Consider the following 25,618-nt stretch of genomic DNA (forward strand, 5'->3'; position numbering starts at 1 on the left):
GGTGCTTCAGGCGAGCGATACGCGTTGCGTGCCGGGCCGAAGCTTGCCTGGCAACATCACGCGACTCAGCGCTTCGGCGAAGAAGAAATCGCCGAACATCGTCGCGCCGTCGACGCCTTCATTGTGCGGCTTCGAATAGCAGGAATTTCTCAGGAGTCCGCGATGCGCAGGTTCGTAGGCAAACTCGTCATGACAAAGAGCTTCGAGCATCGCAAGTCCGTGTTCGCGCCAGTGAACCGCACCGGCAGGATCGGGATGCAGACGGCCCATCTCGATCAGCGCTGACGCCATCACCGCTGCTGCGGCCGTGTCCTTGATTTCCGCGTCCGCGCCAGTGGCGTCGAAATCCCACGGTGGCACCGAGCGTCCATCGAGCCGGCGCAGATAGTACGCCGCTAGCCGCCCTGCAAGATCGAGCCAGACGCGTTTGCCGGTTTCACGCGCCGTGTTCACGTAGCCGTAGACGGCCCACGCCTGGCCCCGGCTCCAGGCCGATTCATCGAATGCGCCCTGAAACGTGTAGCCGCGCCGGCGCACACCGGTCGTTACGTCATATTCGACCGCGTGATAAGTCGAACCGTCCGGGCGGATAAACGCCTTCGCGGTCATGACGGAATGCGCTTCGGCGGCGAGGCGATAACTGCCGTCCCCGGAATGGTTCGCCGCCCAGTAAAGCAACGATAGATTAGCCATCGTGTCGATAGCTGAGGCGCTGCGTCCGCGCGGATCGTCGAGCGGGCCCCAGGAAGCGAGATAGGCGCCGCTGCGCGTGGTGACAAGGCGGGCGCGCAATTTGTCCGCGGCTTCCAATGCAATTTGCGCGTACCACGGGTCGCGGGAGATTTCATAACCGGGGACGGCGCTGCTGTCGAAGATAAAGCCAATGTCGTGCGTGTTGGGGTCCTGCGCGCGCTGCGCGACGAGGCGCATGCGCTCACGGGCCCACGAGAGGTATTTGTCCTCGCCGGTGTGCAAATACGACGTCAGCAGGAGTCCGACCCAGAACCCGCAAAACCAGTTGCCGTGGCTCCAGGCTGAACCGCTGTAGCCCGCGGACAGCGACGCGGGGAGCAGCACCCACTTTCCATCGGGCGCCGTGATCTGAGGGAATTCGACGCCGAGCGTCGGCTCGTCCTCTGCAACTTTGGCCGCCATGCGGTCGAGGATACCGGTGAAGAGGGCGGACCGTTCAGAGGACAGCCCTTGATCTTGGTACGAAGCATTCACGCCTTTGTCTCCTGATTGCTTTCACGTTTCCCGAGTGACGGGGACACGCAAATTCTAGGAGTGCGGCGGTTCAGGCAGTTAGGACGAAGTGCGGCTTATGTTGGACTTTTCTACCCGCACCGGGCGTGTATCGTGCCACTGCGTCAGATGCTCAGTTTTTCCAGGCTGCGGCGAAAGTCGATGGGCGAGCGGCCCGTATGCTTGCGAAAACATCGGCTGAAGTAGGCCGGGTCGTCGAACGCAAGCTGGGTCGCGATCTCGGCCACATTGACCTCGGAATGCAGCAGCAGACGTTTCGCTTCCAGCATCACGCGTTCACGAATCAGCTTGGCCGCGGTGCTGCCGAGCGCCTGACGCGTTGCATCGTTTAGCGCCCGTTCGGTGACGTTCAGCAGGCAGGCGTAGCGAGCGACGTCATGGATCGTGGCGAAATGTTTTTCCAGCAGGCTCTTGAAGCGTCGCGACAACAGCACGCTACGCGACGAATTGACCTCGGTGACGGCGTCGCCGCCCAGGCGCGCGGCCTTGATGAGCAGAACCCGCAGATATGACCAGATCACGTCCTCGTAGCCTGCCTCTTCACCCTGATATTCCGCATTGATTCCATCCAGCACACGGCGAAGGTCCTGAGCCTGTGCGTCGCTCATATAAACCGTGTTCGGAATTCGCTCGAAATCGTAGACGGGAATCTCGGTCTGCGAATGGCGGTTCTGCACCTTGAACGCGAAAAATTCGGACGAGAAACTGATCGCGTGCCCGATGGTGTCTTCGGACAACGCGAAATCGTGGATCTGGCCAGGGGCCATGAAAAACAGCGTATTGGGCCGCACCTCGTAGCGGATCGAGTCGATGATGTGGTGACCGCTACCCGACTCGACCCAGACGACGTGATAGAACTCGTGCCGATGGGGATACGGCAACGTCGATTTCATATCTTCGAGAGGCGCGAGATGAAAATCGATCGACTTGATTCGCGACCCATACTCGTAGTGAGCGATCTTGAATACCGGCAACTCACAACCACAACCGCTAGGCATCTGATTTGTCTCCTGCATCCAGCGCATTTCTCACGCTCGCTTAGCCAGTTGCCCCCCGGCTAAGTCAAGCCCGCTGTTTCTCCTTCGTCGGTTCGACACCGAAAATAGTTTAATTGTAAATAGCAAAGCGGGGTGACGGCTGTTGTCGAAAACCCGCAAAGTCTCGGCCTCGCGTGCCGATTGCCAGCTCATTGGGTCAGCTCATCGTGTCGGTTCACTGGAAACGCAATTCCTTCAGCGCCGACAATCCGCTCAGCACCGGCTTGCCGTCCTGATTGCGAACCATCGTGTCCATTACGAGGATGCGCTTGGCGGGTTTCTTCTCGACTACGGTCACGTGGATTTTGATCGTATCGTCGATGAAGACGGGTCCGAGAAAGCGCAACTCCTGCCCGACGTAGACGAAGCCGGGACCGGTCAACCCGGTATGCGTCGTCGACACCAATGCCGCGGTCAGCAGGCCGTGCGCCACGCGCTGGCCGAATGGCGTGTGTGCCGCGAAGTGCTGATCCATGTGCAACGGATTCAGATCGCCCGACAGATGGCCGAAAGCGTTCACGTCACTTTCCGCAATGGTACGCACGAGGATCTGGCAGCGGCCAATCGCGATATCGTCAAAGCGCAGCATCTCCCGACTCTGATTCAGATGCGTGTTCATGCGGTTCTCCGCTCGGTGAGCGCTGTGCCGGCTTCGACCAGCGTATCGATTTCGTGCGGCTCGTAGCCCAGTTCGGCGAGCACCTCGCGGGTGTGCTCGCCTTGGCGCGGCGGCTGACGGGTGAGCGGCGGTGCTGCGCCGTCGTATCGAACCGGATGCGCGAGCAAGCGAACCGGCCCGGCCTGCGGATGGTCGACCTCCATGATGATGCGGTTGTGCGCCACTTGCGGGTCGGCCTCGACCTGATCGTAATCGTTCACGGGCGCGTACCAGATGTCGTGCTTGTCGAAGGTCGTCATCCAGTCGGCCGTCGTGCGCGTGGTCAGCGCGTCGTACACGATGCGGTTCAATTCGTCGCGGCGGCGCACATTGTCCTTTGGGTGCGAAAACCCGGCGAGTATGGGTTGAGACAAGGCCGCCGCCAGCTTCTCAGTGGGCGTCAGCGAAACGGCGATCCAGCCGTCGAGAGTCCGGTAAATCCCGTACGGTGCCGGATGGAACCGGCTGCCGGTCGGCGGGTTTGTGCGCGGCCAGAGTGGCCCCTTGTTCAGGTAGTAGGTGAACGGCTCGATCTGAAGATCGAGCGCCGCGTTGAGCAGATTGCTTTCGACCAGCGTGCCTTTGCCGGTACGCTCACGCGCCTGCAAGGCCGCGACGACGCCGAAGGCCGCCAACGCCGCCGCGTGCTGGTCGACGATCGCGGATCCGACTGGCGTGGGCGGGGAGTCGGCGTCGCCGGAGAGCATCGTCATGCCGCTGATCGCCTGCAGCAGCAGGTCCTGCCCTGGCCGCTTGAGATAGGGCCCCGATGACCCGTAGCCGGTGCACGAACAGTACACGAGCCTCGGATTGATCTCGCGGACATCGTCGTAACCGAAGCCCATGCGCTGCAGGACGCCTGGGCGGTAGTTTTCGATCAGGACATCGGCTTCCTTGAGCAGCCGCGAGACGATCTCTCTCGCGCGCTCGTCGCGCAGATCCAGCGAGATGCTGCGCTGATTGCGGTTGCCGAGCAGGAAAAACATGCTCACACCTTCGACATACGCATCGAAGCCGGTCCAGCTTCGCTCGAACGCGCCGCCCGGCGGTTCGATCTTGATCACGTCCGCGCCGACGTCGGCCAACATCTGCACGGCAGCGGGGCCCTGTAAGAAGTGAGTAAAACTTAGTACCTTGATGCCTTCCAGCATGACTCGTCTCCTGAGCGCGTATTCGTACCTGTTTGACTGAGGGCTCAGGCAAGCAGGTTTCGCGAAATGATCATTCTTTGAATCTCCGAGGTCCCCTCGACGATCTCCAGCACCTTGGCGTCGCCGAATGCGCGCGACACCGGGTACTCGCTCATCACGCCGTAGCCGCCATGTATCTGCAACGCCTGATGAGCCGCCTCCATCGCGCGCTCGGTGGCGAAGAGCTTGGCCATCGACGCCTGTTGATCGAAACGAACGCCCGCATCTTTCTGCGCGGCGGCATCGTAGAGCATCAGCCGCGCGGCGTGCGCGTGTGCCGCCATGTCGGCGATCTTGAACTGCAGCGCCTGGAACTCGGCGATCGGCTTGCCGAACGCGCGCCGCTCCTTCATGTACGCGATCGACCGATCCAGTGACCCCTGCAAGATGCCTAGCGCGAGCGCGCCGATCAGGATTCGGCCCGTGCTGATCTGGGCGAGCGTCTGTCGCAAGCCCGCACCGCGTTCGCCGAGCAGGTTGGCGGCCGGAATCGCGCAGCGCTCGAAGAACAACTCGTAGGTGCTCGATGCGCGCCAGCCGATCTTGCGCAGCTTGCGTCCGTAGCTGAAACCGGGGGTGCCGTTGGGCACGATGAAGTTGGAGATTTCCTTGCGGCCGTCCGGGCGCGTGCCCGTTACCGCGGCGATGACGACCGGTCCGGTCACTTCCGTGCCAGAGTTGCTAATGAAGGTCTTTGATCCATCGATGACCCATCGGTCGCCTTCCAGCGTCGCACGCGTCGCGATGTTAGCCGCGTCGGAGCCCGCGTTGGGCTCCGATAATCCGATCGCGCCGACATTGCGGCCGTCGAGGATAGGTCGCAAATAGCGGTCCTTCTGCTCATCGGTGCCATAGTTGGAGAGCAGGCTCGCGACCGTCGAATTGGCCATCAGCGAATTGGCGATTGCGCAATCCACCCGTGCGAGTTCTTCCAGCACGATCACATAGGAAAGCCATTCGCCACCGCCGCCCCCCCAACTCTCCGGATAGGGCAGGCCGGCGAAGCCGAGCTCGCCGGCACGCTTCCAGATGTCGTAAGGAAAGGCTTCGGCTTCCCAGAGCTCTTCCGAGACAGGAGCGATTTCGTTTTCCGCGAAACGGCGCACGGCGTCTCGTATCGCGGTGTGTTGTTCGTTTAACCAATGCGGCATGTTCGATTCCGTGAAATGCGGGAGAGATTAAAGGCAGTGCGCTGGGTTACAGCACCTTCAGATAGGTATCGCCGGATGCGACCACCGTGCCGTCCTGGCGCGTGACCTCTGCTCTGAACACGCATACGTTGCGACCGTCGTCCTTCTCGCGCAGCGTGAGCCGGGCAGTGACGGTGTCGCCGATAAATACCGGCGCGTTGAACGTGATGTCGTAGCGATAGGAAACCGCACCAGGGCTCGGCGCCTTTTGCGCCATATAGCCCATCACAGTCGATAAGAAGCCGACCGACAGACATCCTTGCGCGATGCGCTTTTCGAAACGCGTGGTTTTGGCGAATTCCTCGTTCAAATGCACGGCATAGAAATCGCCGACGATCCCGGCGAAGCCGTAGATATCGAATTCGGTTACGGTCTTGGCGAAATCGGCAGTGTCGCCGAGCGCGTAACAATCCATGTGCGGGCGTTTGGCCATGGTGGTTCTGACAGTGAGAGTGGGTTGAGAAGCCGGCCTGTTCTTCGTTGATTGGGGCCGGCGGCCATGACTGAAATTTAATCAGCGCGGGTTGCTGACCGTTAGGACGGTTTGGGGGAATGCTTGGACTTTTTTGACCGCACGTGCGCAGTGATTGCACTGGTCGGCCGGTCCGCAATCGGCACGCCGATCGCCCCGGTTAGTCATCAGGCAATATCGCCAAGGGCTTTCCCCGTGTGAACCGGATAAGTCGCCACCCCGGCTGTGAAACGCTTGCTATTAAAGACGCCGTAAAAAAGTACAAGAAATCAGGCGACCGGTCCTAACGCCCGTTGCGTGCACTCACGAATACTTGAAGCGCCTGCAGACGGATCGACCGGATGCGGAGCAAAGACTAAATTCCAGTACGGAAGGAGACGAAATGAAAGCATTCTTGAGCGCGCGCCGCGCAGGACGCGCCATCATGGTAGGTACGCTGCTCGCGGCAGGCATCGTTGTCGCCGGCGTCGCCCGCGCCGACGACCCGATCGTCATGAAGCTGGGCCACACCCTCGCTCCGAACAACCACTATCAGCTGACTGCCCAGGTGTTCGCCAGGGAGGTCGGGCAGCGAACTCACGGCAAGGTCAAGATCGAGATCTTTCCGCAGTCACAGCTCGGCGGCGAAGTGCAGATGGCGCAAGCGCTGCGCACCGGCACGCAGGAGCTCATGATTTCCGCCCAGGCGCCGATCGGAAACACGATCAGGCAGTGGCAGATTTTCGATACGCCTACCTCTTTAGCAGCATCGACGACGCCAACCGGGTTCTGCAAGGACCGGTCGGCCGCAAGTTCCTCGACATGATGCCGGCCGCCAACATGATCGGCCTGACGTGGCTATCGGTGGGCGAACGCAATTTGTTCACGGCTAAGAAGTCCGTCGGCTCGCTCGGTGACATGAAGGATATGAAAGTGCGAGTGATGCAGAGCCCCGGCTATATCGCGGGCTATAAGGCTCTCGGCGCAAACCCGACGCCGCTGCCTTATAACCAGTTATTTCTGGCGCTTTCGCAAGGTCTGGTGGACGGCGGCGATACCTCACCGGAGCAGTTCATCCAGGACAAATTTTCGGATGTCGCCAGGCATTACTACCTGAGCCACGTGAACTACTTGCCCGTGGTGCTGGCAATGAGCAAGAGCGCCTGGACGCGTCTTTCGCCTGACGAGCAGAAGGCGTTTCAGGCCGCTGCCGCCGTCGCCGCGGACTACGACATGAAGGAATACAAGCACGAGTACGACGACGCGCTCGCAACGATGAAGAAGAATGGCACCCAGGTGAGCGAGGTAAACACGTCGCCGTGGGAGGCCGCGACCGAACGGGCGCGCCAGAGCCTGCTCAGCAACATTCCAGATGGCCAGGCGCTTTACCAGGAAATCAAGGCGGCCGACAAGTCCGCTGTCGCTTCGAAATGAAGGGGGAGCGCCATGGAAAAGCTTGCGCGTAGTCTCCTGTTTATCGACGACCTGGTCCTGAAGATCACGCTGTTCCTATGCGGTGGACTGCTTCTCACGATGGTGTGCGTCGCTGGCCTCGGGGTGGTCTTTCGCTTCATCCTGCAGGACTCGCTGTCGTGGTCCGACGAACTCGCGGCTTATCTGTTCGTGTGGCTTACGTGCCTCGGTGCGGCGGCAGGAGCCAAGCTGCGGGTTCATCCGGAGGTGCGGGTACTGGCCGACCGTTGTCCGCCCATCTTCGCGCAGACACTGGCGGACCTTACCGACTGCGTAGTCCTCGCGCTCGGCGTGGTGTTCGTCATGTACGGTGGCGAGATGCTCGAGCTGATGGGCACGGAAACCGCGACCTCTTTGCCAGTTTCCATGGTCTACCCGTATCTCTCGATTCCCGTCTGCGGCGCGCTGCTGGTCTTTCATTCCGCGGTGCGAATCGCGGTTTCCCATCTCGCGCCCGGCGCGCAAACGAGGCCCTCTCTGTTGCAGGGCGTCTCCGAACATATCTGAGGTGAATCAACATGTGGGCACTCGCTCTAGGCGCCGGATTGCTCGGCTTGGGTGTACCGGTGGCCATTTGCATCGGCATTGCGGCGACGATTGCATTGACGCTGAATGGAACCCCGCTGCTGGTGATTCCGCAGCAGCTGTTTGCGAACCTGAATAACGTCGGCCTGCTGGCCATCCCGTTCTTCATGTTGACTGGCGCCATCATGGATGCGGGCGGCGTCTCGCGCCGGATCATCGACTTTTCGCAGGCGCTTGTCGGATTTATGCGCGGCGGCATCGGGCAGGTGACGATCGTTGCCAGCATGTTCTTCGCCGACCTCTCCGGTTCGGCGACCGCGGACACCGCAGCGATCGGCTCGGTCATGATCCCGGGGATGGTCAAGCAGGGCTATTCACGCGCGTTCGCAGTGGCGCTGCAGTCGGCCGCGGGCTCGCTCGGACTGCTGTCGCCCGTGTCGATGAGCATGCTGGTGTATGCGTACACCGCCAACGTGTCGGTCGGCACGATGTTCGTCGCGGGGATCGTGCCGATGCTGCTGGTCGTGATTTCCTTCATGCTCGTGAACTACGTCACTGCCGTGCACCAGAACTATACGGCCATCGAACCGTTTTCCGCCGCGCGGCTGTGGACCACGTTCAGACAGGCGATCCTGGCACTGCTGACTCCTGTGATCATTCTGGGCGGTATTCTCGGCGGCATCTTCACCCCGGTTGAGGCAGGCGTCATCGCGGCGGTCTATGTGACGCTGGTGAGCGCCTTCGTCTTCAAGTCGCTCAAGCTGTCGCACTTCAGGGAAATACTCACGCGCACTGCTATCAATACCACGCGGGTATCGTTTCTTCTCGGGCTCGCGTTCGTGCTCGGCCGCTATCTGATCGAGGCGCAAATCCCGCTGCACGTCGCCAACAGCTTTCTCGCCGTGACGACCAGCGCGTTCGTGTTGCTGATCCTGATCAATCTCTTCCTTCTGGCAGCCCATACGGTACTGGAAACGATCTCGAGTATCGCGGTGGTGATCCCTGTGTTCCTGCCGCTCGTGGTGCAGATGCATATCGACCCGGTGGTGTTCGGTGTCATCGTACTGATCAACTCGGCCATCGGCATCAACCTGCCACCGATCGGCTTTTGCCTCTTTACGGCTGCATCGATCGGCGGCGTGTCCGTCGAAAAAGCGACTCGGGCGATCCTGCCGTTCATCTTCGCGCTGGCAGTCGACCTGCTGCTGATCATTGTTTTCCCGCATATCCCACGCTTCCTGCCGAACCTGCTGGCAATCAAATAACACGAGGACAATGGGCCGCCGCCCGCACGCGCCCGGCCCAATCTTCAGAACTTCGTGCGCGGCGACTGTTCTCGCGCACCAAGCGATCGCAATACCGAGAGGCTCATCATGAACACGGCTCACATCGAACGAAGCGGAGCGGCGCCGGTCCCGCTTGCCGCAGGCGAGGACCTGCGGTACCTGAAGCTGGAACAACCCGTTGAGTTCGTCTGGTTGATCACGTTGAATCATCACGACAAGCGCAATGCGCTGTCTGTGCCGCTGCTGGAGGAACTGGCGCGCGTGCTCGCGGCGGCCGAAGCCAGCGACAACGTCAGGGCTGTCGTGCTCACCGGCGGCGAGCGTTTCTTCAGCGCGGGAGCGGATATCGCCGACATGGCGGCACGCGGGGTCGCAGCGTATGCGGACCCGGTGCGCCTCGCGAGCTGGAAGGCGATCGAAACGTTTCCGAAGCCGCTGCTCGCTGCGGTCAACGGCTTCGCCATCGGTGGTGGCCACGAGCTGGTGATGCTGGCCGATATCGTCGTCGCGGCGGACGACGCGACCTTCTCGCAGCGAGAAATCGTGATCGGCGCGCTCCCGGGCGATGGCGCCACTCAGCGCCTGCCGCGGGTGCTCGGCAAGACAGTGGCGATGAAACTCGTGCTCACCGGCGAACCGCTGACGGCTGCCGAGGCCGAGCGCCACGGACTGGTGACCGAGGTCGTCGCGCCGGCACGCAGCATCGCGCGCGCTATCGAGATCGCGTCGCTGATCGCCGCCCGCGCGCCGCTCGCGGTCCGATTGGCCAAGCGCGCGGTGCTCGATTCCTTCGAGACCGACCTTCAACGAGGCCTGCAGCGGGAACATCAGGCGAATCTCGACGTGTTCAAGACGGAGGATCGCGCCGAAGGCCACCGCGCATTCGTCGAAAAGCGGCCGCCGCACTTCAAGGGTCGCTGATCCTAACGGAGATCGTATGAACGGGCTGAACGGTATCCGCATTCTCAGCTTCAATCATTTTCTGATGGGGCCTTTGGGCGTGCAGCACCTCGCCGATTGCGGGGCCGAAGTCATAGCTGTCGAACCTGTCGACGGCGCATTTCAGCGCAAATGGGGCGGCGCGAACCGCGCCATCGATGGACAGACGATGCTGCTTCTGATGGGTAATCGCAATAAGCGCAGTCTGGCGCTCAATCTCAAGGACGCGCGGGCGATCGAGATCGTCATGAGCTTGCTGCCACAAGTCGACGTCGTCGCCGAAAACTACCGTCCCGGTGTGATGGAACAGCTGGGATTGGGTTACGACGCGCTCAGGGCGATCAAGCCGGACATCATCTATGCGTCCGGCTCGGGATTCGGTCCTGACGGACCCTATGCCAGCCGGCCAGGGCAGGACCTGATCATTCAGGCCATGTCGGGTATCGCGACAATCACCGGAACCCGGCAGGGCGGTCCGCGCGCGGTGGGTGTGTCCGTCGTCGATCATCACGGCGCTGCGCTGTATGCGAACGGTATCCTGACGGCACTCCTCAACCGTGAGCGTACGGGCGAAGGCTGCCGGGTCGACGTTAGCTTGCTGGCGGCTGCGCTCGATCTGCAACAGGAGTCTCTCACGTGCTTCCTGAACGGCGAAGGCCGTGACGACGTGCGACAGGCAGGGCGTGTATCAGGTTGGTACTTCCCCGCGCCGTATGGCATATACGCAACTGCGGACGGTTTCATCGCATTGTCGCTGAGTCCTCTTGACATCATCTATCAGATCCTCGAGATCCCGGAAAAGGAACGGATTCCCGCGAAGGGCGCATTCGACGAGCAGCAGGAAATCTCCGACCGGCTTGCGCGCCGACTTGCGCAGAACACGACGGCGCACTGGTTGCCACTCTTCGAGCGGCATCATGTCTGGCACACGCGCGTCAACGATTATGAGCAGGTGGTTGCCGATCCGCAGGTGCGCCACTTGAACAGCTTCGAGACAGTCGAAGGCGCAACCGGCAGCCCCGTGACGCTCGTCAATCACCCGGTGCGCTACAACGGCAGCGCGCCGGCTATCCGCACGCCGCCGCCACGGTTGGGCGCGCACACGATCGACATCCTGTCAGGGTTGGGAATGAGCCGGCCGACCATCGACTCGTTGCTGGCGGACGGCGTAATCGGCGTTGCCGAGGACGCCGCGGCCGTTGCCGCGGACGCGGCAAAAGACGGCGTTGCTTGAAGCAGGGGGGCGCCGTCCACGCGGCCAGCGTGCCGCACGTGTCGATGAAAACAGGAGAAGCAGGCATGAGTGACAAGTACAGGGAAGTCATGACGGACGTGCTCGTCGTTGGCAGCGGCGGCGCTGCGCTGCGGGCTGTGCTCGAAGCAGATTCCGCCGGCGCTGACGTGCTGGTCGTGATCAAAGGTCAATTTGGCAAAAGCGGCGCGACGTTTCATAGCGTAGCTGAAGTAGGCGCCTTCAATGTGCCGGACGGAGCAGGGGACCCAAGCGACAATCCTGATGTTTTTCTCGCTGATATCCTGCATGCCGCTCAAGGCATGGCCGACCCGCGCCTGAGCGCGATTCTGGCGAACGAAGCGCAGGATTCCCTGCGATACCTTGAACGGTACGGCGTCAAGTTCGAGCGCGAGGACGACCATTACCTGGTTTTTCGCGCGTGCTTTTCTTCCAGGGCGCGCTCACATGTGATTCATGAGCACTTCAAACCCATCGTGAAATCGCTGGGGACCGAAGCGTCGCGGCGAGGCATCAAGGTCATGGACCGGTTGATGCTCGTCGACCTGCTAACGCGGGACGGCGAATGTCTCGGCGCATACGCGATCAATTCTGATGGAAACCCGGTGCTGATCCGTGCCAAGTCGACGATTCTTACCACCGGCGGCGCAAGTCAGCTGTTCGCCCAAAACCTGTATCCATCGGACATTACCGGCGACGGCTATGCAATGGCTTATCGCGCGGGCGCAAGACTGGTCAACATGGAGTTCATGCAGGCCGGTGTGAGCGTGCTGACGCCTTTCGTCAACCTGTTCGGCAACTACCTGTGGGACGCGCAGCCGAATCTGACCGACCGCGATGGCAGGGCGTTCGTCCGTGACTATCTGCCGGCGGGACTCGCTCAGGTTGATGTCATTCGGCAAAAAGAGCGGCACTTCCCATTCAGCTCAAGCGACATCTCGCGCTATGTCGAAATTTCTATTCAGAAGGCACTCAACGATGGCCGCGGCACGGTTGAAGGCGGCGTGTTTCTCGACTTCGTCGGATGCGATCTCGAAGCGATACTGGCCGACAGGAGCCGCAGCATCGCAAGGATGTGGCCGCTGACCTGCCAATGGTATAAGGAGCACGGCGTCGACCTTCATCGCGACCGAGTGCAGATCACCTGTTCCGCACATGCGATCAACGGCGGTTTATACATCGACGAAAACGCACAGTCCAATTTGAAGGGTTTGTTCGCTGCGGGTGAGGTGGCAGCGGGTCCACATGGCGCCGACCGTCTCGGCGGCAACATGGCCTTGACGTGCCAGGTCTTCGGCCGCCGCGCGGGCCTCGCTGCGGCCGAACGAGCGAGAAAGACAAACCACCGCGCGATTGCGGGGGCCCTGGACGACAGGCGCACGGTCGCCACGCAATTCCGCCGAAGTGGCAGGCACACGGTGGACGAACTGAGAGCACGGATTCAGCAGAGTGCAAACCGGTATTTGCTGATCGTGCGCGAGGAAGCCGGGCTTCAGACCTTCAGGCGGATCTGCAGGGAGACGCGAGACCAGTTGTTTCAGGACACGATGATCCGCACTCCGGCCGAGCTCATCCGGAGCATCGAGTTGGCGAACTTGATTCAGGTCGGTGAATTGATGGCTTGCGCATCGCTTGCCAGACGTGAGAGTCGCGGCGGTCACTATCGCGAAGATTTTCCCGAGCGCAATCCGGACTTCGCCAGCAACATCTTCCTCGAGCGCAACGTACCGGAAGGCCTGTGGTTCGGGCGGCTGGCGGATTTGCCGGGCTGAGCGGAACGTCAAGCCAGTGGCCGTGCGCGGCAGAATCCAAACCACGAGAATACCGTAGACGCTGTCGCGTTCCATCGGCACACGAATCGGGCCGGTCATGCCAGCGAAGCTCAAATCAGTTTCCAGCGCGTTCCTCGCCTTGCCGGGGGTATCCGACCTATCCATCCACGCCGTTAGCGGAGCCGACGGTCGCTGAGATCTGGGTAGAGTATGCCCTGTTTCCCCTGGCAAATAGAGCGCGAGGTGCGCTCCAGAGCAAGGCCGCCGCCCTCAACGATCAATCAATCGCGACGGGAAACAGAACACGATCAGGCCGCCGACGATCATGCTCGCGGCAAGGACATACAGCCCGATGCTCGTACTGCCCGTGTTTTGCTTGATCCACCCGAGCATGTACGGGCTGACGAAGCCGGCCAGGTTGCCGACCGAATTGACGAGCGCAATGCCCGCGGCGGCCGCCACACCGCCCAGCAAGGCAGGCGGCAGATTCCAGAACTGCGAAACGACCGACAGGACACCTATCATGCCGATCGTCAGCCCGCACACGGCCATCACGGTGCTATGCGGATACTTCGCGGCGAGCCCGAGGCCGATTGCGGCGACGACGCCAGGCAGCGCGAGATGCCAACGGCGCTCACGTGTCTTATCCGAATGTCGCCCGATAAGGAACATCGCTATAACAGTCGCGGTGTAGGGAATCGCTGTCAGCATGCCGACCTGTAACGGATCCGTGACGCCCCTGTCCTTGATGATAGTGGGCATCCAGAACAGAACACCGTATTCGCCCATCAGGATGAAGGCATACATGACGCACAAAATCCACGTGCGAGCGTCGGTGAAGGCGCCACGCAGCCAATGCACCTGGGCCTCCGGAATCTCACGTTCGAGATTCGTCTCGAGCAATTGCTTCTCCGCTTCTGTGAGCCATTTGGCGGAGCGGACATCATTGCCCAGTACAAAAGACACCGCGATGCCGAGCAGTACCGATGGCACCGCCTCGAACAGGAACATTATTTGCCATCCAGACCACGCGCTGATATTGCTTAGCGAATGCATGATCCAACCGGAAAGCGGGCCGCCGAGCATGCCTGCGAGAGGAATGCCACCGAGGAATAGCGCAATGATGCCTCCACGCCGCGACGACGGATACCAGTACGTCAGGTATAGCAAGATGCCAGGCAGAAAGCCGGCTTCAGCGACGCCGAGAAAGAAACGCATCACGTAGAAGGTAGTCGGAGTTTTAACGAACACCATCGCTGCCGAAAGAAGGCCCCACGTAATCATGATCCGGGCAATCCAGATCCTCGCGCCGACCTTATGCATGACGATGTTGCTCGGTACTTCGAATATCACATAGCCGATAAAGAAGATACCCGCGCCGAGACCATAGACCGTTTCACTGAACTTGAGTTGGTCGAGCATCTGGAGCTTGGCGAAGCCGACGTTCGCGCGGTCGAGATAGCCAGCTGTGTAGCACATGAGCAGAAAGGGGATAAGTCGCCACGACACCTTTGAATAGACACTGCGCTAGTCTAACGGGGCTTCCGAATATGCCATGGCGGCTGGCGTGTTGATCGACATGTCTCGCTCCATAATGAGTAGGCAGCCTTCTCGCTGCGCTTTCGTCTGCTCCAGCCTGGCCTGATCGATTTCGGCCTAGAATCTTCCTTGCGGTGCCGGCCCATCAGCGTCGGATGGTCGAGTCGGCGGCGCGTAGCTACCTCCCTTTCGATGGTCGCACTAGCCGGCACATTGACGCGCACGCTAACGGTTTTGCGCCCCCAGTCGAGCTCGTTAATCGCCGCGATGGCGCCGAGAAGCGCGGCCTCCTTTTGAGCTTGCGGCACGCCATCTTCGAGGTCGAGAAAGTGGCCCAGCTGCTCACGTTGGCGCCCCGGCTAGACACGCTGCTAGTTCCGGAAGTCGAAGGTACGACTGACGTGGACGGCGTCGTTGGGTTGATCAACCTTCACGGCCAGCGTCGGAAGACGCCGATCGGGCTGGAAGTGATGATCGAGACGGCTCTCGGGCTTGTGAACTGCGAGCAGATTGCGGGACGTTCGGAATTGATCGAGTCACTGCATTTTGGCGTAGGCGACTTTTCGGCATCGATCGGGCAAAGGGGGTGGATATAGGACTTTCGCATCCCGGATACCGCCTCGCCTCTCGCTCGGCGCAAGGCGATTACTCGAGCACGGCACTCGATATGTGGGCCAATCCGATGATGCGTATCCTGGTCGCGGCGCGCGCTCACGGTCTCAGGGCAATCGATGGGCCTCGCGGGGCGTTCCGTGATGGCGAGTTGACGTCGTCATTTGCTGTTAAGGCTGCAATGGGTTCCGACGGGAAGCAGGTCATTCATCCTTGTCAGGTCGATGCGACGCTCCGCGCTTTTGTTCCGAGCGAGGATGAGCTAACCGAGGCTCGACGTGTTACGGCGGCGCTGATCGAGGCGGAGCGCGGGGGACGCGGAGCCGTTCAGGTCGATGGCAAACTGATCGACCATGCGAACATCCGAATGGCGCAACGTGTAATTTCGATGGCAGAAAACGTCGTCGTATCTAAGTAGGAGCGAAACACTTCGCGCGGGGCGGGGCCGCCTGATTCGCGAGAGAGACGGGAGCCTGTTCCGCCGAAGGCGTTGCCCGGCGAGCAGACGAACTAGTCGATGTCCTGTTTCAATGCCCCGCTAATCCACCGCTCTTCGGAAGCCATGAGGTGCGCGCGCATCGCCGTTTGCGCCGCGATAGGGTCGCCGGCCTGCAGAGCCTTCAGCACGGCCTCATGTTCCTGCACGGCTGCCGTCCACGTTTGGGCGGTTTCCGCATGACCACGCATGGCGGCTGCGATCGGATCGTGGCGGCTATCGAATAACTCTTCCATGTAGCGGCTGAGCACCGAATTACCCGCGGCCTCTGCAATCAACATGTGGAATTGCCGGTCCGCCTCGACGGGCGATTTCCCAGCGGCCGCGAGTCGACGCATCCGCTCGACTGTGCGACGCAACCGATCCAGCATGGCTGCGGTCATATGCGCCGTGGCAAGTACGACCACACTGCCTTCGATGGCGGCTCGTGCCTGCATCAATTCCGATGGGCTGTCGCCTAGCGCTCCCACCGTGCCTGCGGCGTCCTCGCCCGCCTCGCGAACATAAACGCCCGATCCCATCCGGATCTCGATCTGGCCGCCGATCTCGAGCGCGATCAATGCTTCGCGCAGCGACGGACGCGACACGCCGAGCTTCAGCGCTAGTTCCCGTTCTGGAGGTAAGCGCTCTCCTGGCGGAAATTCACCCTGACGAATCAACGCGACGATTTGAGTGGCGACGGATTGGTAAAGCCGCTTGGGTTCTGTTGATTTCATCGTTGGGGCAAAAGGGACGCTGGAGAGAACCGTACAGCATGCGTCGAAGTCTAGCAAGATGGCTGTGAACCATTGCCTCGCAAGGGTTTGCGGGGCCTATAGGGGTTTCTACCATTGGTAAGATGTGTCGCGTGAAATCAATATTGGCTTGACCACGATAAGGATTTTGACTTTAATCCAACCAAATTGGCCTGACCGCATCCAAGTCCGGGTGGTGACACATGGAGACGAAATGACAGTGCCCCGCAGTTCGTCAAGCCTTGCCGTTACCGGTCGGGACGCGCCGGGACGGGAAATCCTGCGCCTCGAGGGCGTCGTGAAGCGATTTCCCGGCGTACTCGCACTCGATGACATTCGTCTGGACCTTCGGGCGGCAGAGGTTCACGCAGTCTGCGGTGAGAACGGCGCCGGCAAGTCGACGTTGATGAAAATCATCAGCGGCCAGTACCAGCCTGACGAAGGCACCATGTGGTTTCGCGGCGCATCGGTGCGATACGGTTCGACGGCGGAGGCCCAGGCCGCAGGCATCGCGATCATTCATCAGGAACTGAACCTCGTTCCGCATTTGAGCGTGGCGGAGAACCTTTACCTCGCACGCGAGCCGAAGCGCGGACCGTTCGTCGATACTCGCAAGCTCAATGCGGACGCCGTGCGCTGCTTGCAACGAATCGGCCTCGACGTGGCTCCCACGACACTCGTGGGCACGCTGTCGATCGCTCAGCAGCAGATGGTGGAAATTGCGAAGGCGCTTTCGTTCGATTCGAACGTTTTGATCATGGACGAACCAACGTCCTCCTTGACCGAATCGGAGACCGCCCAGCTGTTTCGAATCATTCAGGAACTCCGCGCGGCTGGGGTGGCGATCCTTTACATCTCGCATCGCCTCGACGAGATGGCACAGATCGTAGATCGTGTCACGATCCTGCGCGATGGCCGGCACATATCCACCGACGATTTCGCGGCATTGACTATCAATGACATCGTCGCACGCATGGTGGGGCGGTCCCTCGATGATGCATATCCCGCGCGGCAATCCGTACCTACGCAAGATGTGCTGCTCAGCGCGCAGGGTCTGCACCGCACAGGCGTATTCGGCCCCGTGTCATTCGAACTGCGCAAAGGCGAAATTCTCGGTTTCGCGGGTCTCATGGGGGCGGGTCGCACGGAGGTGGCTAGAGCAATCTTTGGTGCGGACAAACTGGATGAAGGGACCATCGAGTTGCACGGCAATCGCGTGACGATTCGCTCGCCGCGAGAAGCGATTCGTCAAGGCATTGCTTACCTGTCGGAAGATCGCAAACTGGAGGGCCTCGCGCTCGGGATGTCTGTCGCCGCGAATATCACGCTTTCGAACGTTGGCGGTATCTCGTCTCGCGCGGGATTCTTGCGCTTCGATGAAGAAGCTGCGATCGCGCGTCGCTATGTTCATGACCTCGCCATTCGCACGCCGTCGGTTGCGCAGACCGCTCGCAACTTGTCAGGCGGCAATCAGCAGAAGGTCGTGATCGGCAAATGGCTGTACCGGGGATCGAAGATTCTGTTCTTCGATGAGCCCACGCGCGGCATCGACGTCGGAGCGAAGTTCGCCATCTACGGCCTGATGGATCGGCTCGCCGCGGACGGTGTCGGTGTCGTACTGATCAGTTCGGAGTTGCCGGAGTTGCTCGGAATGACCGATCGAATCGCTGTTTTCCATGAGGGCCGGATAACGGCCGTTTTTGAAACGAAAAGGACCAGTCAGGAGGAAATCATGCACTTTGCTTCGGGGCGTACACATGCTTGAAATGGCTTCGGATCATAGCCGGCCCACGGATCGCTCGGCTCGGCAGCGGCGCCGCGAACTGATTCAAAAGTTCGCGGCTCTGGGCAGCCTCGTTGCACTTGTGATTGCTTTCTCGGTCACCAGCTCCGCGTTCTTTTCTGTCGGCAACATGATGACCGTCAGCTTGCAAGTGACGTCGATCGCCTACCTGGGCGTTGCCGCTACCTGCGTCATCATTACAGGCGGCATCGATCTGTCGGTGGGCTCGGTGCTGGCGCTCGCGGGTGTTTCAGCCGCGTTGCTCTCGAAGGCCGGTATGCCTGTGCCTCTCGCCATGCTTTGCGGCGTGCTCGTAGGTGCTCTATGCGGATACGTCAATGGGACCTGCGTGACGCGAATGGGATTGCCGCCGTTCATTGCGACGCTCGGCATGATGCTGGTCGCTCGAGGTCTCGCTCTTCAAATCACCGGAGCTCGACCCGTCTCGGACCTCGGCAACGAATTCGGTGTCCTTGGCAACGGCGCATTGTTCCGGGTTTCCCATATCGGCGCAGATGGGTTTCCGGATACGACGTTTCCAGGCATCCCTTATCCCGTTGTCATCATGGTCGTGTTCTTCATTGCAGGCGCCATCCTCCTTTCGAAGACGTCGCTCGGTCGACACATCTACGCCGTCGGCTCCAACCCCGAAGCAGCTCGTCTCTCGGGCGTCGACGTGCGAGGCGTGAAGATGTTCACCTATGTGCTTTCGGGCGCACTTGCGGGCGTCACAGGTTGCGTGCTGATGTCCCGTCTCGTGACCGGTCAACCCAACGAGGGGGTCATGTACGAACTCGACGCGATCGCCAGTGCCGTGATCGGCGGGACATCGCTGATGGGCGGCGTGGGCACGATCTCGGGCACCGCCATCGGCGCGTTCGTCATTGGCGTGCTGCGTAACGGCCTGAACATGAATGGGGTGTCGAGTTTCATCCAGCAGATCATCATCGGCGTCGTGATTCTGGGCACCGTATGGATCGATCAATTGCGAAGCAGGAAGCGTTAATTAAACGCAGTTCAACCACGAAAAACGAGGAGCGAGACATGCAGAGGTTTTCGATATTCGCGGCATCGGCGCTGTTGTGCGCGGCGTTCAGCACGGGCGCGTATGCCGCAGGCGGCGAGATCGCCGTCATCGTCAAGACGGTCAATTCGAATTACTGGCAAAACGTGCAGAAAGGCGCGAACGCCGCACTCGGCGACGCGAAGGGATACACGATGACCTTCCAGGGGCCGGCCGCCGAATCCGATATTGCGGATGAAGTGAACATGGTCGAGAACGCGGTCAACCGGCACGTCGCGGGCATTGTGCTCGCTCCGTCCGATCCCGATGCGCTCGTGCCGGCAATCAAGAAAGCGTGGGAAGCGCACATCCCCGTCGTGTTGATCGACTCGGCACTGTCGGATTCCGGCAAACAGTACTATCAGTCGTTCTTGTCGACCGACAACGAGAAGGCCGGTGAACTTTGCGCGCAGGCGCTGATAGACCGCGTCGGTCAGACTGGAAAGATTGCGCTCATGTCCTACGTTCCGGGTGCGGGATCGGAAATCGGGCGTGTCGGCGGCTTCAAGAAGTATCTCGCGACACATTCAAAACTGCAGATCGTCGGTCCGTACTACTCACAGTCCCAGATGGCGACGGCACTGAACCAGACCACCGACGTACTCTCCGCGAACCCCGATTTGAAGGGGATTTTCGGTGCAAATGAGCCGACGGCAGTCGGAGTAGGTCGCGCCCTCAAACAGAGCGGAAAGGCGGGCAAGGTGGTGGCAATCGGATTTGACGGCAATCAGGATCTGCAAAACTTCGTGCGCGACGGGACGATTCAGGGGATCGCCGTTCAAGGCTCCTACCAGATGGGATACAAGGGAATCCAGACGGCCGTCAACGTTATCGAACACAAGAGTGTCGCGAAGGATATCGATACGGGTGTCGTGATGGTCGACAAGCAGAACCTCGATTCGCCCACGGCGAAAAACGTCCTTTACTGACCACGCCGACGTTGGCGATGGCCTGCGTCGATGCCGGTGCGTGATTGGCGCAGGACCTGTTGCAATTTTTCTGACGAAGCTAGCGATTGAATCAGGAGGAGTCCATATGCTTAGCGTGATATGCGAATCACCGGGCGTGTTGCGCGCGCAGCACTCCGACGCACCCGTTCGAGCGGCCGGCGAGGTATTGCTGCGCGTATCTCGCGTTGGAATTTGCGGTACCGACCTGCACATCTTCACGGGCAATCAGCCTTACCTGCAGTATCCGCGCGTGATGGGACATGAATTTTCCGGGGTGGTAGTCGAAGCTGAACCCGACTCGGAGTTTGCACCCGGCGACGGTGTCTACGTCATGCCGTATCTATCGTGCGGACATTGTGTCGCGTGCCGGCAAGGGAAGACCAACTGCTGCGTCGACATCAAGGTTTTGGGTGTGCATCGAGACGGCGCGCTCACCGAGTATCTGAGCGTTCCCGCACAGTTTGTTCATAGAGCCGAAGGAATCACGCTCGATCAGGCCGCGATGCTCGAATTCCTGGCGATTGGGGCGCATGCGGTGCGACGGGCCGACGTTTTTGCCGATCAACGCGTGCTCGTAGTCGGGGCCGGTCCGATTGGCATGGCCGCGATGATCTTCGCAAAACTGCGGGGCGCCAATGTGACCTGTCTCGACACGCGTTCTGATCGTCTGGAATTTTGCAAGTCCCAATTGAAAGTAGATGCTGCCGTTGCTGTTGGCCCCACGGACACCCAACAACTTGCATCGATAACGAACAACGAATTCTTCGATGTCGTCTTTGACGCGACGGGCAATATCGATGCGATGAACCGCGGATTCGAATTTGTGGCCCACGGCGGCAAATACACGCTAATCTCGATTGTGCCGGGGCAAGTGACGTTCTCCGATCCGGAGTTTCACAAGCGCGAGACGACCTTGCTGGCCAGCCGGAACGCAACCGTCGCCGACTTCGAGACCGTGCTGGAAGCAATGCGTGTGGGGCGCATTCCGGATCAAGGCCTGAACACGCACCGAATGCGGCTTGCCGATGTTCCGGAGGCGTTCCCGCGCTTACTTGAGACTGGACAGACCGTGGTGAAGGCATTGGTGGAGTGCTGAGCGGCGCGCCATCGCGCAGAGCGCGTTGGATCTAGCGAACAAAGCCGCACTGAAAGGCGAGCGGCGGATCCTGGAATCGCCGCGACGCTATGCCCGATCGGGTGTGCCGCTCGTAAGACGCCGCAATTCGTCCAGCGGTTTTGCTGCGGAGGCGGGCAGGATTCCGTCGCGGCGCCTGAATGCAGTGAGTGTCCGCGGGGCCCCTGGTCCGTCGATTTTCAGCCGCTCAAGAATGCCCGCTGTCTTCTCCCTGTCGTACATTGGTTCCGACATCCAGGTGACGAACCCTGATCGTGCCACGAGGCTCTTGCTGAGCGTCACAGAAAGCCGGCATGGTGAAGGTGAACGCACCGACGGCGGGTGTCGATCCGCATGTCCGGTTTGGGGGCCGGAAAGGATCGAGTTTCGGAGCGCGAGAGCAGGGGCGCTACGCGGCCGAATTCTTTACCACCGTGAAAACCGCATACGTGAACGCCTGAGCGAGACGTGTGCCGCGGCACTTCCGGTCCACCGCACACTGCGGTTCGGCTCGGAGGCTGCCGGTACACCGCCATCTGGTATGTCAGCATCCGTTACAGTGAGCGCTTGGCCGAAGCGGGCATCGAGCCGTCCGTCGGCGGCCGTGGCGACAGCTACGATAACGCGCTCGAATGAGGATGTCGTTCAGACACGTGATGAAGCCGAAGCCGCATACAAAGAACATCGCCGACATGAGGGCGAAGGCCTTCCTTTGTGCGCCGGAGGAAAGCGCACTTTGCTCCGGCGGGACGCCGTTTCCCCTGCCGACCTCGATCGTTGGGATAGCTCGAGGACGCCGCAAAAGCGGTTGCGGTGGGGTTTCTCTTTACGACGTCCTACAACCACTGCATATCTGTTTTAGTCTATCGAAACCGGTCATCGATGGACTGCTCGCAATCGTAAGTCCGCAAACGTGGAAGTCGTGAGGAGAGAGCGATGGAATACCGTCAGCCGCTCGGGCCTTAGAGTCTCGAAAATTGCGTTGGGTATCTGACGCGTTTTCCGAAGATTGATGGCGTGTTCGCTGTTAACGATCCCGAGGCGATTGGGAGCGATTTGGCGGCGAAGCAGTTCCATCGCTCAGGCATCGTGATTGCCTCAGTAGACGGGGCGCCTGACATCGAGAGCGCACTCAAAACTGAGACGTCCATTTACGCGTCGGCGAGCTAGGACCCGTATGCGATGGCTCAAAAAGTAATCGAGGTCGGATACGAAATTCGGAACGGAAAGAAGTCCGGAGACGACATAATTCCTTGAGCCTATTCTTGTGACACGAGAGAACGTCGGCGCGTATAAGGGATGGAATTCGGCTCACTGATGTCTTGCCGACGCTTCGCCCTTCCTGCAAACCTTAGGACGGTTGTCAAAGGGGGCGACCGTTGCGCCGGGGATGTGCTAGCCAACGGTACGCGTGGCCCAACTCCAACGAGACGCCCCATTTTTTGGGCGATCTCGCATTGCAGGTGATTAGTGGTTGGCGGGCGGGAGCATTCTCTCGGGGCCGCGCAGGTGAGTGAGCTATGAGACCTTTGGTTGTGGCAGGGTGTCAATGAATCTGAGCGTCGTTGCTCTCCAGCCACGCCGGAATATCGCGTTTTCCGTTGAGCACGCGCCAGATTTCGACATGAGCCTCGCGCTCAATGTAGAAGATCAGGTGTGGATAGCGATCAAGCGGCCACGATGGCAGTCCCGGTATGTCTAACTCGTAGGCGTAACGAGGGGACCCGATGTTCGGGTGCCTGGAGAGACGTGCGTATGCCTGCTCGATTTCCGCGACGAACCCGAGCGCTGCCTGCTCCGAGCCTTCGTGCACGAGGTAGTGTGTCACCTCGTCCTCTACGTCTTGCATGGCCAGTTGAGTCGGGATGACGGGCTTAGCCGTCATTTGCGAGACGTCCGCACGCGAGCACGCAACGATTCGAAGTAGTCGGCGTCGACAGGTGCTGCGAGGCCGGACGTGGCGCCTTGCAAGATCATCGCGCGCAGACGCTTGCGATCCTGGTCCTTTCGGATCAGTTCGCGGACATACTCGCTGCTCGTGCCGTAGCCACCCACGTCGACCTGTTCGTCGACATAGTCCTTCAGGGAATCCGGTAGGGAAATGTTCATCGTGGTCATGAAACGACTTTAGCACGCTTTGGCAAATTTTGCCAAAGCGTGCTAAAGCCAGCTTTCCGGCGTATTGACCATGGCCGGGGGCACCGGGCGAAGAAGGCCTGCATATCAGGTATTCGTCGTGGAATACACAGCGCATCCCAGGCAACCCTTGATCGTTGGCGAAGCAAGGGCCAAGGGGTGCACGACGACTGGTTGCGGCGGAGGGGTCCGGCGCATTTTACGCACGTGAATTTCCGTGGAACGCTGAGCTTTCCGATCGACAGTTGCCTCTTCATTTCTGGCGCTTCTGTTGCCAATCAACCGCTTGACGCCTGCCGCGCGGGTTACTGGATCGGCGGCACCACGCCGAGCTTTTCGGCCAGCATCCTCTCGTAGACACCGAAGTGCAGGTCGACTTCCTCCTGTGTAACGACGGTCACGAAAATGTTGATCTGCGCTGGCTGCAAACCCAGTACGGTCGCGATCGCCGCTTCAAGCTGCGGCGCGCATAACCGGTCCTCTGCGAACGTGGTGCCAACCGCAATTTCGTAGGCGGATTCCTGCCGGAATACGACCTCAGCCAGCCGCGCCCGAGCACTCATGTTGCTGTCGATAGCCAGCCGGATCACTTCGACCGCCGTGCGCATCGTTTCGGTCGGGAAACCCTTCGTTGAGCGCAACCGGACACGGTGACGCCCAAGAGTAAGCCAATCGTATTCGAATTCCATGGTGGCCTCGCATCGTGTTACAAGGTGCTGGGTTACATAGGGGCGCTTCAAGCCGGGTTCAAGAGCGCCACGTCGCCAAAATTTCCTTGAAATTTTTGTATCCAGTTCTATCTTATATACCGCTCGGGCAGCCGCGCCGGGAGGTTTCAGGCGCGCTGCGTGTTTCGATTTGTTTGCCGGCAGCATGGCGGACGGACTGGAGCGCGTAGGCCGGTTCGTCCTCCTGCTGGTTTGAAGGAGGAAACGACCATGAGTGATCTCTACTTCGGGACCGACCTTTTCAGCGAGTTCGACCGTCTGCAACGGCAGATGGCGAGCCTGTTCGGCGGCTTCCCTTCCAGCATCCGTTCCGGGCGCTTCAGCGCCTTCCCGCAGGTCAACATCGGTTCGACCGACGATTCGATCGAGATCGTCGCATTCGCACCGGGTGTCGATGCGGCGAACCTCGACGTATCCATCGACAAGGGGCTGCTGACCATCAGCGGCGAACGCAGGAGCGTACGGCCGGACGCGGCTGGCGACGACACGCGTACCTATGCGCAGGAGCGCTTCGTCGGCCCGTTCCGGCGCGTCATTGAACTGCCGCAGCACGCCGATCCCGACAAGGTCACGGCGAAGTACACCAATGGCTGCCTGACGGTGAGCATTGGCAAGCGGGAGACGTCAAAGCCGCGGGCCATCAGCGTTCAATGAACTGCGCCAGATAACCGAGGAGAACATCATGAACGATACGACCGAACTTGCCCGGAAAGATGAAGCGGCAGTTTCCCGCCGCGAAGACGAACAGTCCCAACGACGGGTCACGCTAACGCCGCCTGTAGATATCTTCGAGGATAGTCAGGGCATCACCCTGTGGGCGGATTTGCCCGGCGTGACCAGGGAACGCCTCGACGTGAAGGTCCACGACGGCAATCTGTACATTGAGGCCGAAGCGGTGGTGCCGACGCCGGCGGGCTTACGCGTGCAGCATGCGGAGATCCGCGAGCCTCACTTCGCGCGTGCTTTTTCCCTCAGTCCTGAGTTCGACACTTCGAAAATCGACGCAAACCTGAAAGACGGCGTGCTGAAGTTGACGATACCCCGCCGCGACGAAGCGAGGCCGCGCCGCATCGAGGTGCGCACGGGCTGAAAGTGCGGGCAACGGCGACAGGGAGATCGCCCGGTGGCGGCCTTTGGCCGCCACTTCCCGACCGCGGCGGGTGCAAGCGGTAGGTGGCGGAGTCGGGATTCCGGTGACATGGAGAATCCGCGGCTCTCCCGCCGCACTTTAGCGGAGGATAGGATGAATACGAGAAAGTGGAATCCCTTCAAGTTTCTTCGCGGCGCGGGACGCAGGTCCGATGCGCAAAGACCGGAAGGTCAGTCGGAAAGTGAACAATGGAATACCTCATGGCCTGACATTTCGCGATTCCTGTCGCGGGAACCATGGCGTGCGGTTGAAGAGTTCATTCTCGATCCGTTCG

Annotated in this window: 24 protein-coding genes and 4 pseudogenes; 17 read left to right on the forward strand and 11 right to left on the reverse strand. The window is 60.4% G+C overall.

Annotated features, from left to right (window positions below):
* Positions 1-6: 6 nt before the first annotated feature.
* From EVC45_RS28570 to EVC45_RS28595, 6 genes are all read right to left on the reverse strand, one after another.
* The gene (locus tag EVC45_RS28570; protein WP_129961546.1) at positions 7-1,227 is read right to left on the reverse strand and encodes a glycoside hydrolase family 88 protein; all 1,221 of its coding nucleotides are present in this window, start codon (positions 1,225-1,227) and stop codon (positions 7-9) included.
* A 143-nt stretch (positions 1,228-1,370) separates the two neighbouring features.
* A complete protein-coding gene (locus EVC45_RS28575; protein WP_129961547.1) occupies positions 1,371-2,264 on the reverse strand; it encodes a helix-turn-helix domain-containing protein in 894 nt (297 codons plus the stop codon).
* 214 nt (positions 2,265-2,478) lie between these two features.
* Positions 2,479-2,922, reverse strand: coding sequence for a MaoC family dehydratase (locus EVC45_RS28580; protein WP_129961548.1), 444 nt, complete (start codon positions 2,920-2,922; stop codon positions 2,479-2,481).
* Positions 2,919-4,112, reverse strand: a complete 1,194-nt coding sequence (locus EVC45_RS28585; protein WP_129961549.1) for a CaiB/BaiF CoA-transferase family protein — start codon at positions 4,110-4,112, stop codon at positions 2,919-2,921. The genes EVC45_RS28580 and EVC45_RS28585 overlap by 4 nt, the downstream gene beginning before the upstream one ends.
* Before the next feature lie 44 nt (positions 4,113-4,156).
* The gene (locus tag EVC45_RS28590; RefSeq protein ID WP_129961550.1) at positions 4,157-5,302 is read right to left on the reverse strand and encodes an acyl-CoA dehydrogenase family protein; all 1,146 of its coding nucleotides are present in this window, start codon (positions 5,300-5,302) and stop codon (positions 4,157-4,159) included.
* A 46-nt stretch (positions 5,303-5,348) separates the two neighbouring features.
* The gene (locus EVC45_RS28595; RefSeq protein WP_129961551.1) at positions 5,349-5,774 is read right to left on the reverse strand and encodes a MaoC family dehydratase; all 426 of its coding nucleotides are present in this window, start codon (positions 5,772-5,774) and stop codon (positions 5,349-5,351) included.
* Positions 5,775-6,306: 532 nt separating this feature from the next.
* Between EVC45_RS28595 and EVC45_RS28600 the strand changes: the two are divergent.
* The 6 genes and pseudogenes from EVC45_RS28600 to EVC45_RS28625 all read left to right on the forward strand — a co-directional run bounded on the left by EVC45_RS28600 (position 6,307) and on the right by EVC45_RS28625 (position 13,039).
* Positions 6,307-7,226, forward strand: a pseudogene (locus EVC45_RS28600) (TRAP transporter substrate-binding protein).
* A gap of 12 nt (positions 7,227-7,238) precedes the next feature.
* The gene (locus tag EVC45_RS28605; RefSeq protein ID WP_129961552.1) at positions 7,239-7,772 is read left to right on the forward strand and encodes a TRAP transporter small permease; all 534 of its coding nucleotides are present in this window, start codon (positions 7,239-7,241) and stop codon (positions 7,770-7,772) included.
* A gap of 11 nt (positions 7,773-7,783) precedes the next feature.
* Positions 7,784-9,055, forward strand: a complete 1,272-nt coding sequence (locus EVC45_RS28610; RefSeq protein WP_129961553.1) for a TRAP transporter large permease — start codon at positions 7,784-7,786, stop codon at positions 9,053-9,055.
* Positions 9,056-9,163: 108 nt separating this feature from the next.
* Entirely contained in the window at positions 9,164-9,997 is an 834-nt protein-coding gene (locus EVC45_RS28615) for an enoyl-CoA hydratase-related protein (protein WP_129961554.1), read from the forward strand.
* A 16-nt stretch (positions 9,998-10,013) separates the two neighbouring features.
* Positions 10,014-11,249: a CaiB/BaiF CoA-transferase family protein gene (locus EVC45_RS28620; protein WP_129961555.1), complete on the forward strand. Its 1,236-nt coding sequence runs from the start codon at positions 10,014-10,016 to the stop codon at positions 11,247-11,249.
* Between the two features lie 65 nt (positions 11,250-11,314).
* Positions 11,315-13,039 (forward strand): FAD-binding protein, encoded by a 1,725-nt coding sequence (locus tag EVC45_RS28625; RefSeq protein WP_129961556.1) that lies wholly within the window; start codon positions 11,315-11,317, stop codon positions 13,037-13,039.
* Positions 13,040-13,309: 270 nt separating this feature from the next.
* Here EVC45_RS28625 and EVC45_RS28630 read toward each other — a convergent pair whose 3' ends face one another.
* The gene (locus EVC45_RS28630; RefSeq protein WP_168991552.1) at positions 13,310-14,518 is read right to left on the reverse strand and encodes an MFS transporter; all 1,209 of its coding nucleotides are present in this window, start codon (positions 14,516-14,518) and stop codon (positions 13,310-13,312) included.
* A 215-nt stretch (positions 14,519-14,733) separates the two neighbouring features.
* Between EVC45_RS28630 and EVC45_RS46970 the strand changes: the two genes are divergently transcribed.
* Positions 14,734-15,174, forward strand: coding sequence for an aldolase/citrate lyase family protein (locus EVC45_RS46970; RefSeq protein WP_248295293.1), 441 nt, complete (start codon positions 14,734-14,736; stop codon positions 15,172-15,174).
* 71 nt (positions 15,175-15,245) lie between these two features.
* Positions 15,246-15,608, forward strand: coding sequence for a hypothetical protein (locus tag EVC45_RS46975; RefSeq protein WP_248295294.1), 363 nt, complete (start codon positions 15,246-15,248; stop codon positions 15,606-15,608).
* A 92-nt stretch (positions 15,609-15,700) separates the two neighbouring features.
* Here the strand turns inward: EVC45_RS46975 and EVC45_RS28640 are convergent, their stop codons facing one another.
* The gene (locus tag EVC45_RS28640) at positions 15,701-16,402 is read right to left on the reverse strand and encodes a FadR/GntR family transcriptional regulator (RefSeq protein WP_129961557.1); all 702 of its coding nucleotides are present in this window, start codon (positions 16,400-16,402) and stop codon (positions 15,701-15,703) included.
* A gap of 232 nt (positions 16,403-16,634) precedes the next feature.
* Here EVC45_RS28640 and EVC45_RS28645 point away from each other — a divergent pair, with 232 nt between their 5' ends.
* The 6 genes and pseudogenes from EVC45_RS28645 to EVC45_RS46985 all read left to right on the forward strand — a co-directional run.
* Positions 16,635-18,185, forward strand: coding sequence for a sugar ABC transporter ATP-binding protein (locus EVC45_RS28645; RefSeq protein WP_129961571.1), 1,551 nt, complete (start codon positions 16,635-16,637; stop codon positions 18,183-18,185).
* Complete coding sequence (locus EVC45_RS28650) at positions 18,178-19,209, forward strand: ABC transporter permease (protein WP_129961558.1); 1,032 nt, start codon at positions 18,178-18,180, stop codon at positions 19,207-19,209. Before EVC45_RS28645 ends, EVC45_RS28650 begins: the two co-directional genes overlap by 8 nt.
* A 38-nt stretch (positions 19,210-19,247) precedes the next feature.
* The gene (locus tag EVC45_RS28655; protein ID WP_129961559.1) at positions 19,248-20,195 is read left to right on the forward strand and encodes an ABC transporter substrate-binding protein; all 948 of its coding nucleotides are present in this window, start codon (positions 19,248-19,250) and stop codon (positions 20,193-20,195) included.
* A gap of 106 nt (positions 20,196-20,301) precedes the next feature.
* Positions 20,302-21,312 (forward strand): zinc-binding alcohol dehydrogenase family protein, encoded by a 1,011-nt coding sequence (locus EVC45_RS28660; RefSeq protein ID WP_129961560.1) that lies wholly within the window; start codon positions 20,302-20,304, stop codon positions 21,310-21,312.
* Positions 21,313-21,635: 323 nt separating this feature from the next.
* A pseudogene (locus EVC45_RS28665) lies at positions 21,636-21,791 on the forward strand (aldehyde dehydrogenase family protein); the annotation flags it as partial.
* Positions 21,792-22,314: 523 nt separating this feature from the next.
* Positions 22,315-22,648: pseudogene (locus EVC45_RS46985) on the forward strand (ABC transporter); the annotation flags it as partial.
* Positions 22,649-22,876: 228 nt separating this feature from the next.
* On the opposite strand, the gene EVC45_RS28675 reads toward EVC45_RS46985, so the two are convergent.
* The 3 genes from EVC45_RS28675 to EVC45_RS28685 form a co-directional block, all read right to left on the reverse strand.
* Positions 22,877-23,215 (reverse strand): type II toxin-antitoxin system RelE/ParE family toxin, encoded by a 339-nt coding sequence (locus EVC45_RS28675; protein ID WP_129961561.1) that lies wholly within the window; start codon positions 23,213-23,215, stop codon positions 22,877-22,879.
* Positions 23,212-23,448: a type II toxin-antitoxin system ParD family antitoxin gene (locus tag EVC45_RS28680; RefSeq protein ID WP_129961562.1), complete on the reverse strand. Its 237-nt coding sequence runs from the start codon at positions 23,446-23,448 to the stop codon at positions 23,212-23,214. Before EVC45_RS28680 ends, EVC45_RS28675 begins: the two co-directional genes overlap by 4 nt.
* Before the next feature lie 323 nt (positions 23,449-23,771).
* Positions 23,772-24,155: a hypothetical protein gene (locus tag EVC45_RS28685; protein WP_129961563.1), complete on the reverse strand. Its 384-nt coding sequence runs from the start codon at positions 24,153-24,155 to the stop codon at positions 23,772-23,774.
* 249 nt (positions 24,156-24,404) lie between these two features.
* Here EVC45_RS28685 and EVC45_RS28690 point away from each other — a divergent pair, with 249 nt between their 5' ends.
* From EVC45_RS28690 to EVC45_RS46245, 3 genes and pseudogenes are all read left to right on the forward strand, one after another.
* A complete protein-coding gene (locus tag EVC45_RS28690; RefSeq protein ID WP_129961564.1) occupies positions 24,405-24,848 on the forward strand; it encodes an Hsp20/alpha crystallin family protein in 444 nt (147 codons plus the stop codon).
* Between the two features lie 28 nt (positions 24,849-24,876).
* On the forward strand, positions 24,877-25,284 hold the full coding sequence (locus EVC45_RS28695; protein ID WP_129961565.1) for an Hsp20/alpha crystallin family protein: 408 nt from the start codon (positions 24,877-24,879) through the stop codon (positions 25,282-25,284).
* Positions 25,285-25,437: 153 nt separating this feature from the next.
* Positions 25,438-25,618, forward strand: a pseudogene (locus EVC45_RS46245) (Hsp20/alpha crystallin family protein); the annotation flags it as partial.

Origin of the sequence: Paraburkholderia sp. UYCP14C, assembly GCF_004197395.1 — a bacterium.
Taxonomy (GTDB): domain Bacteria; phylum Pseudomonadota; class Gammaproteobacteria; order Burkholderiales; family Burkholderiaceae; genus Paraburkholderia.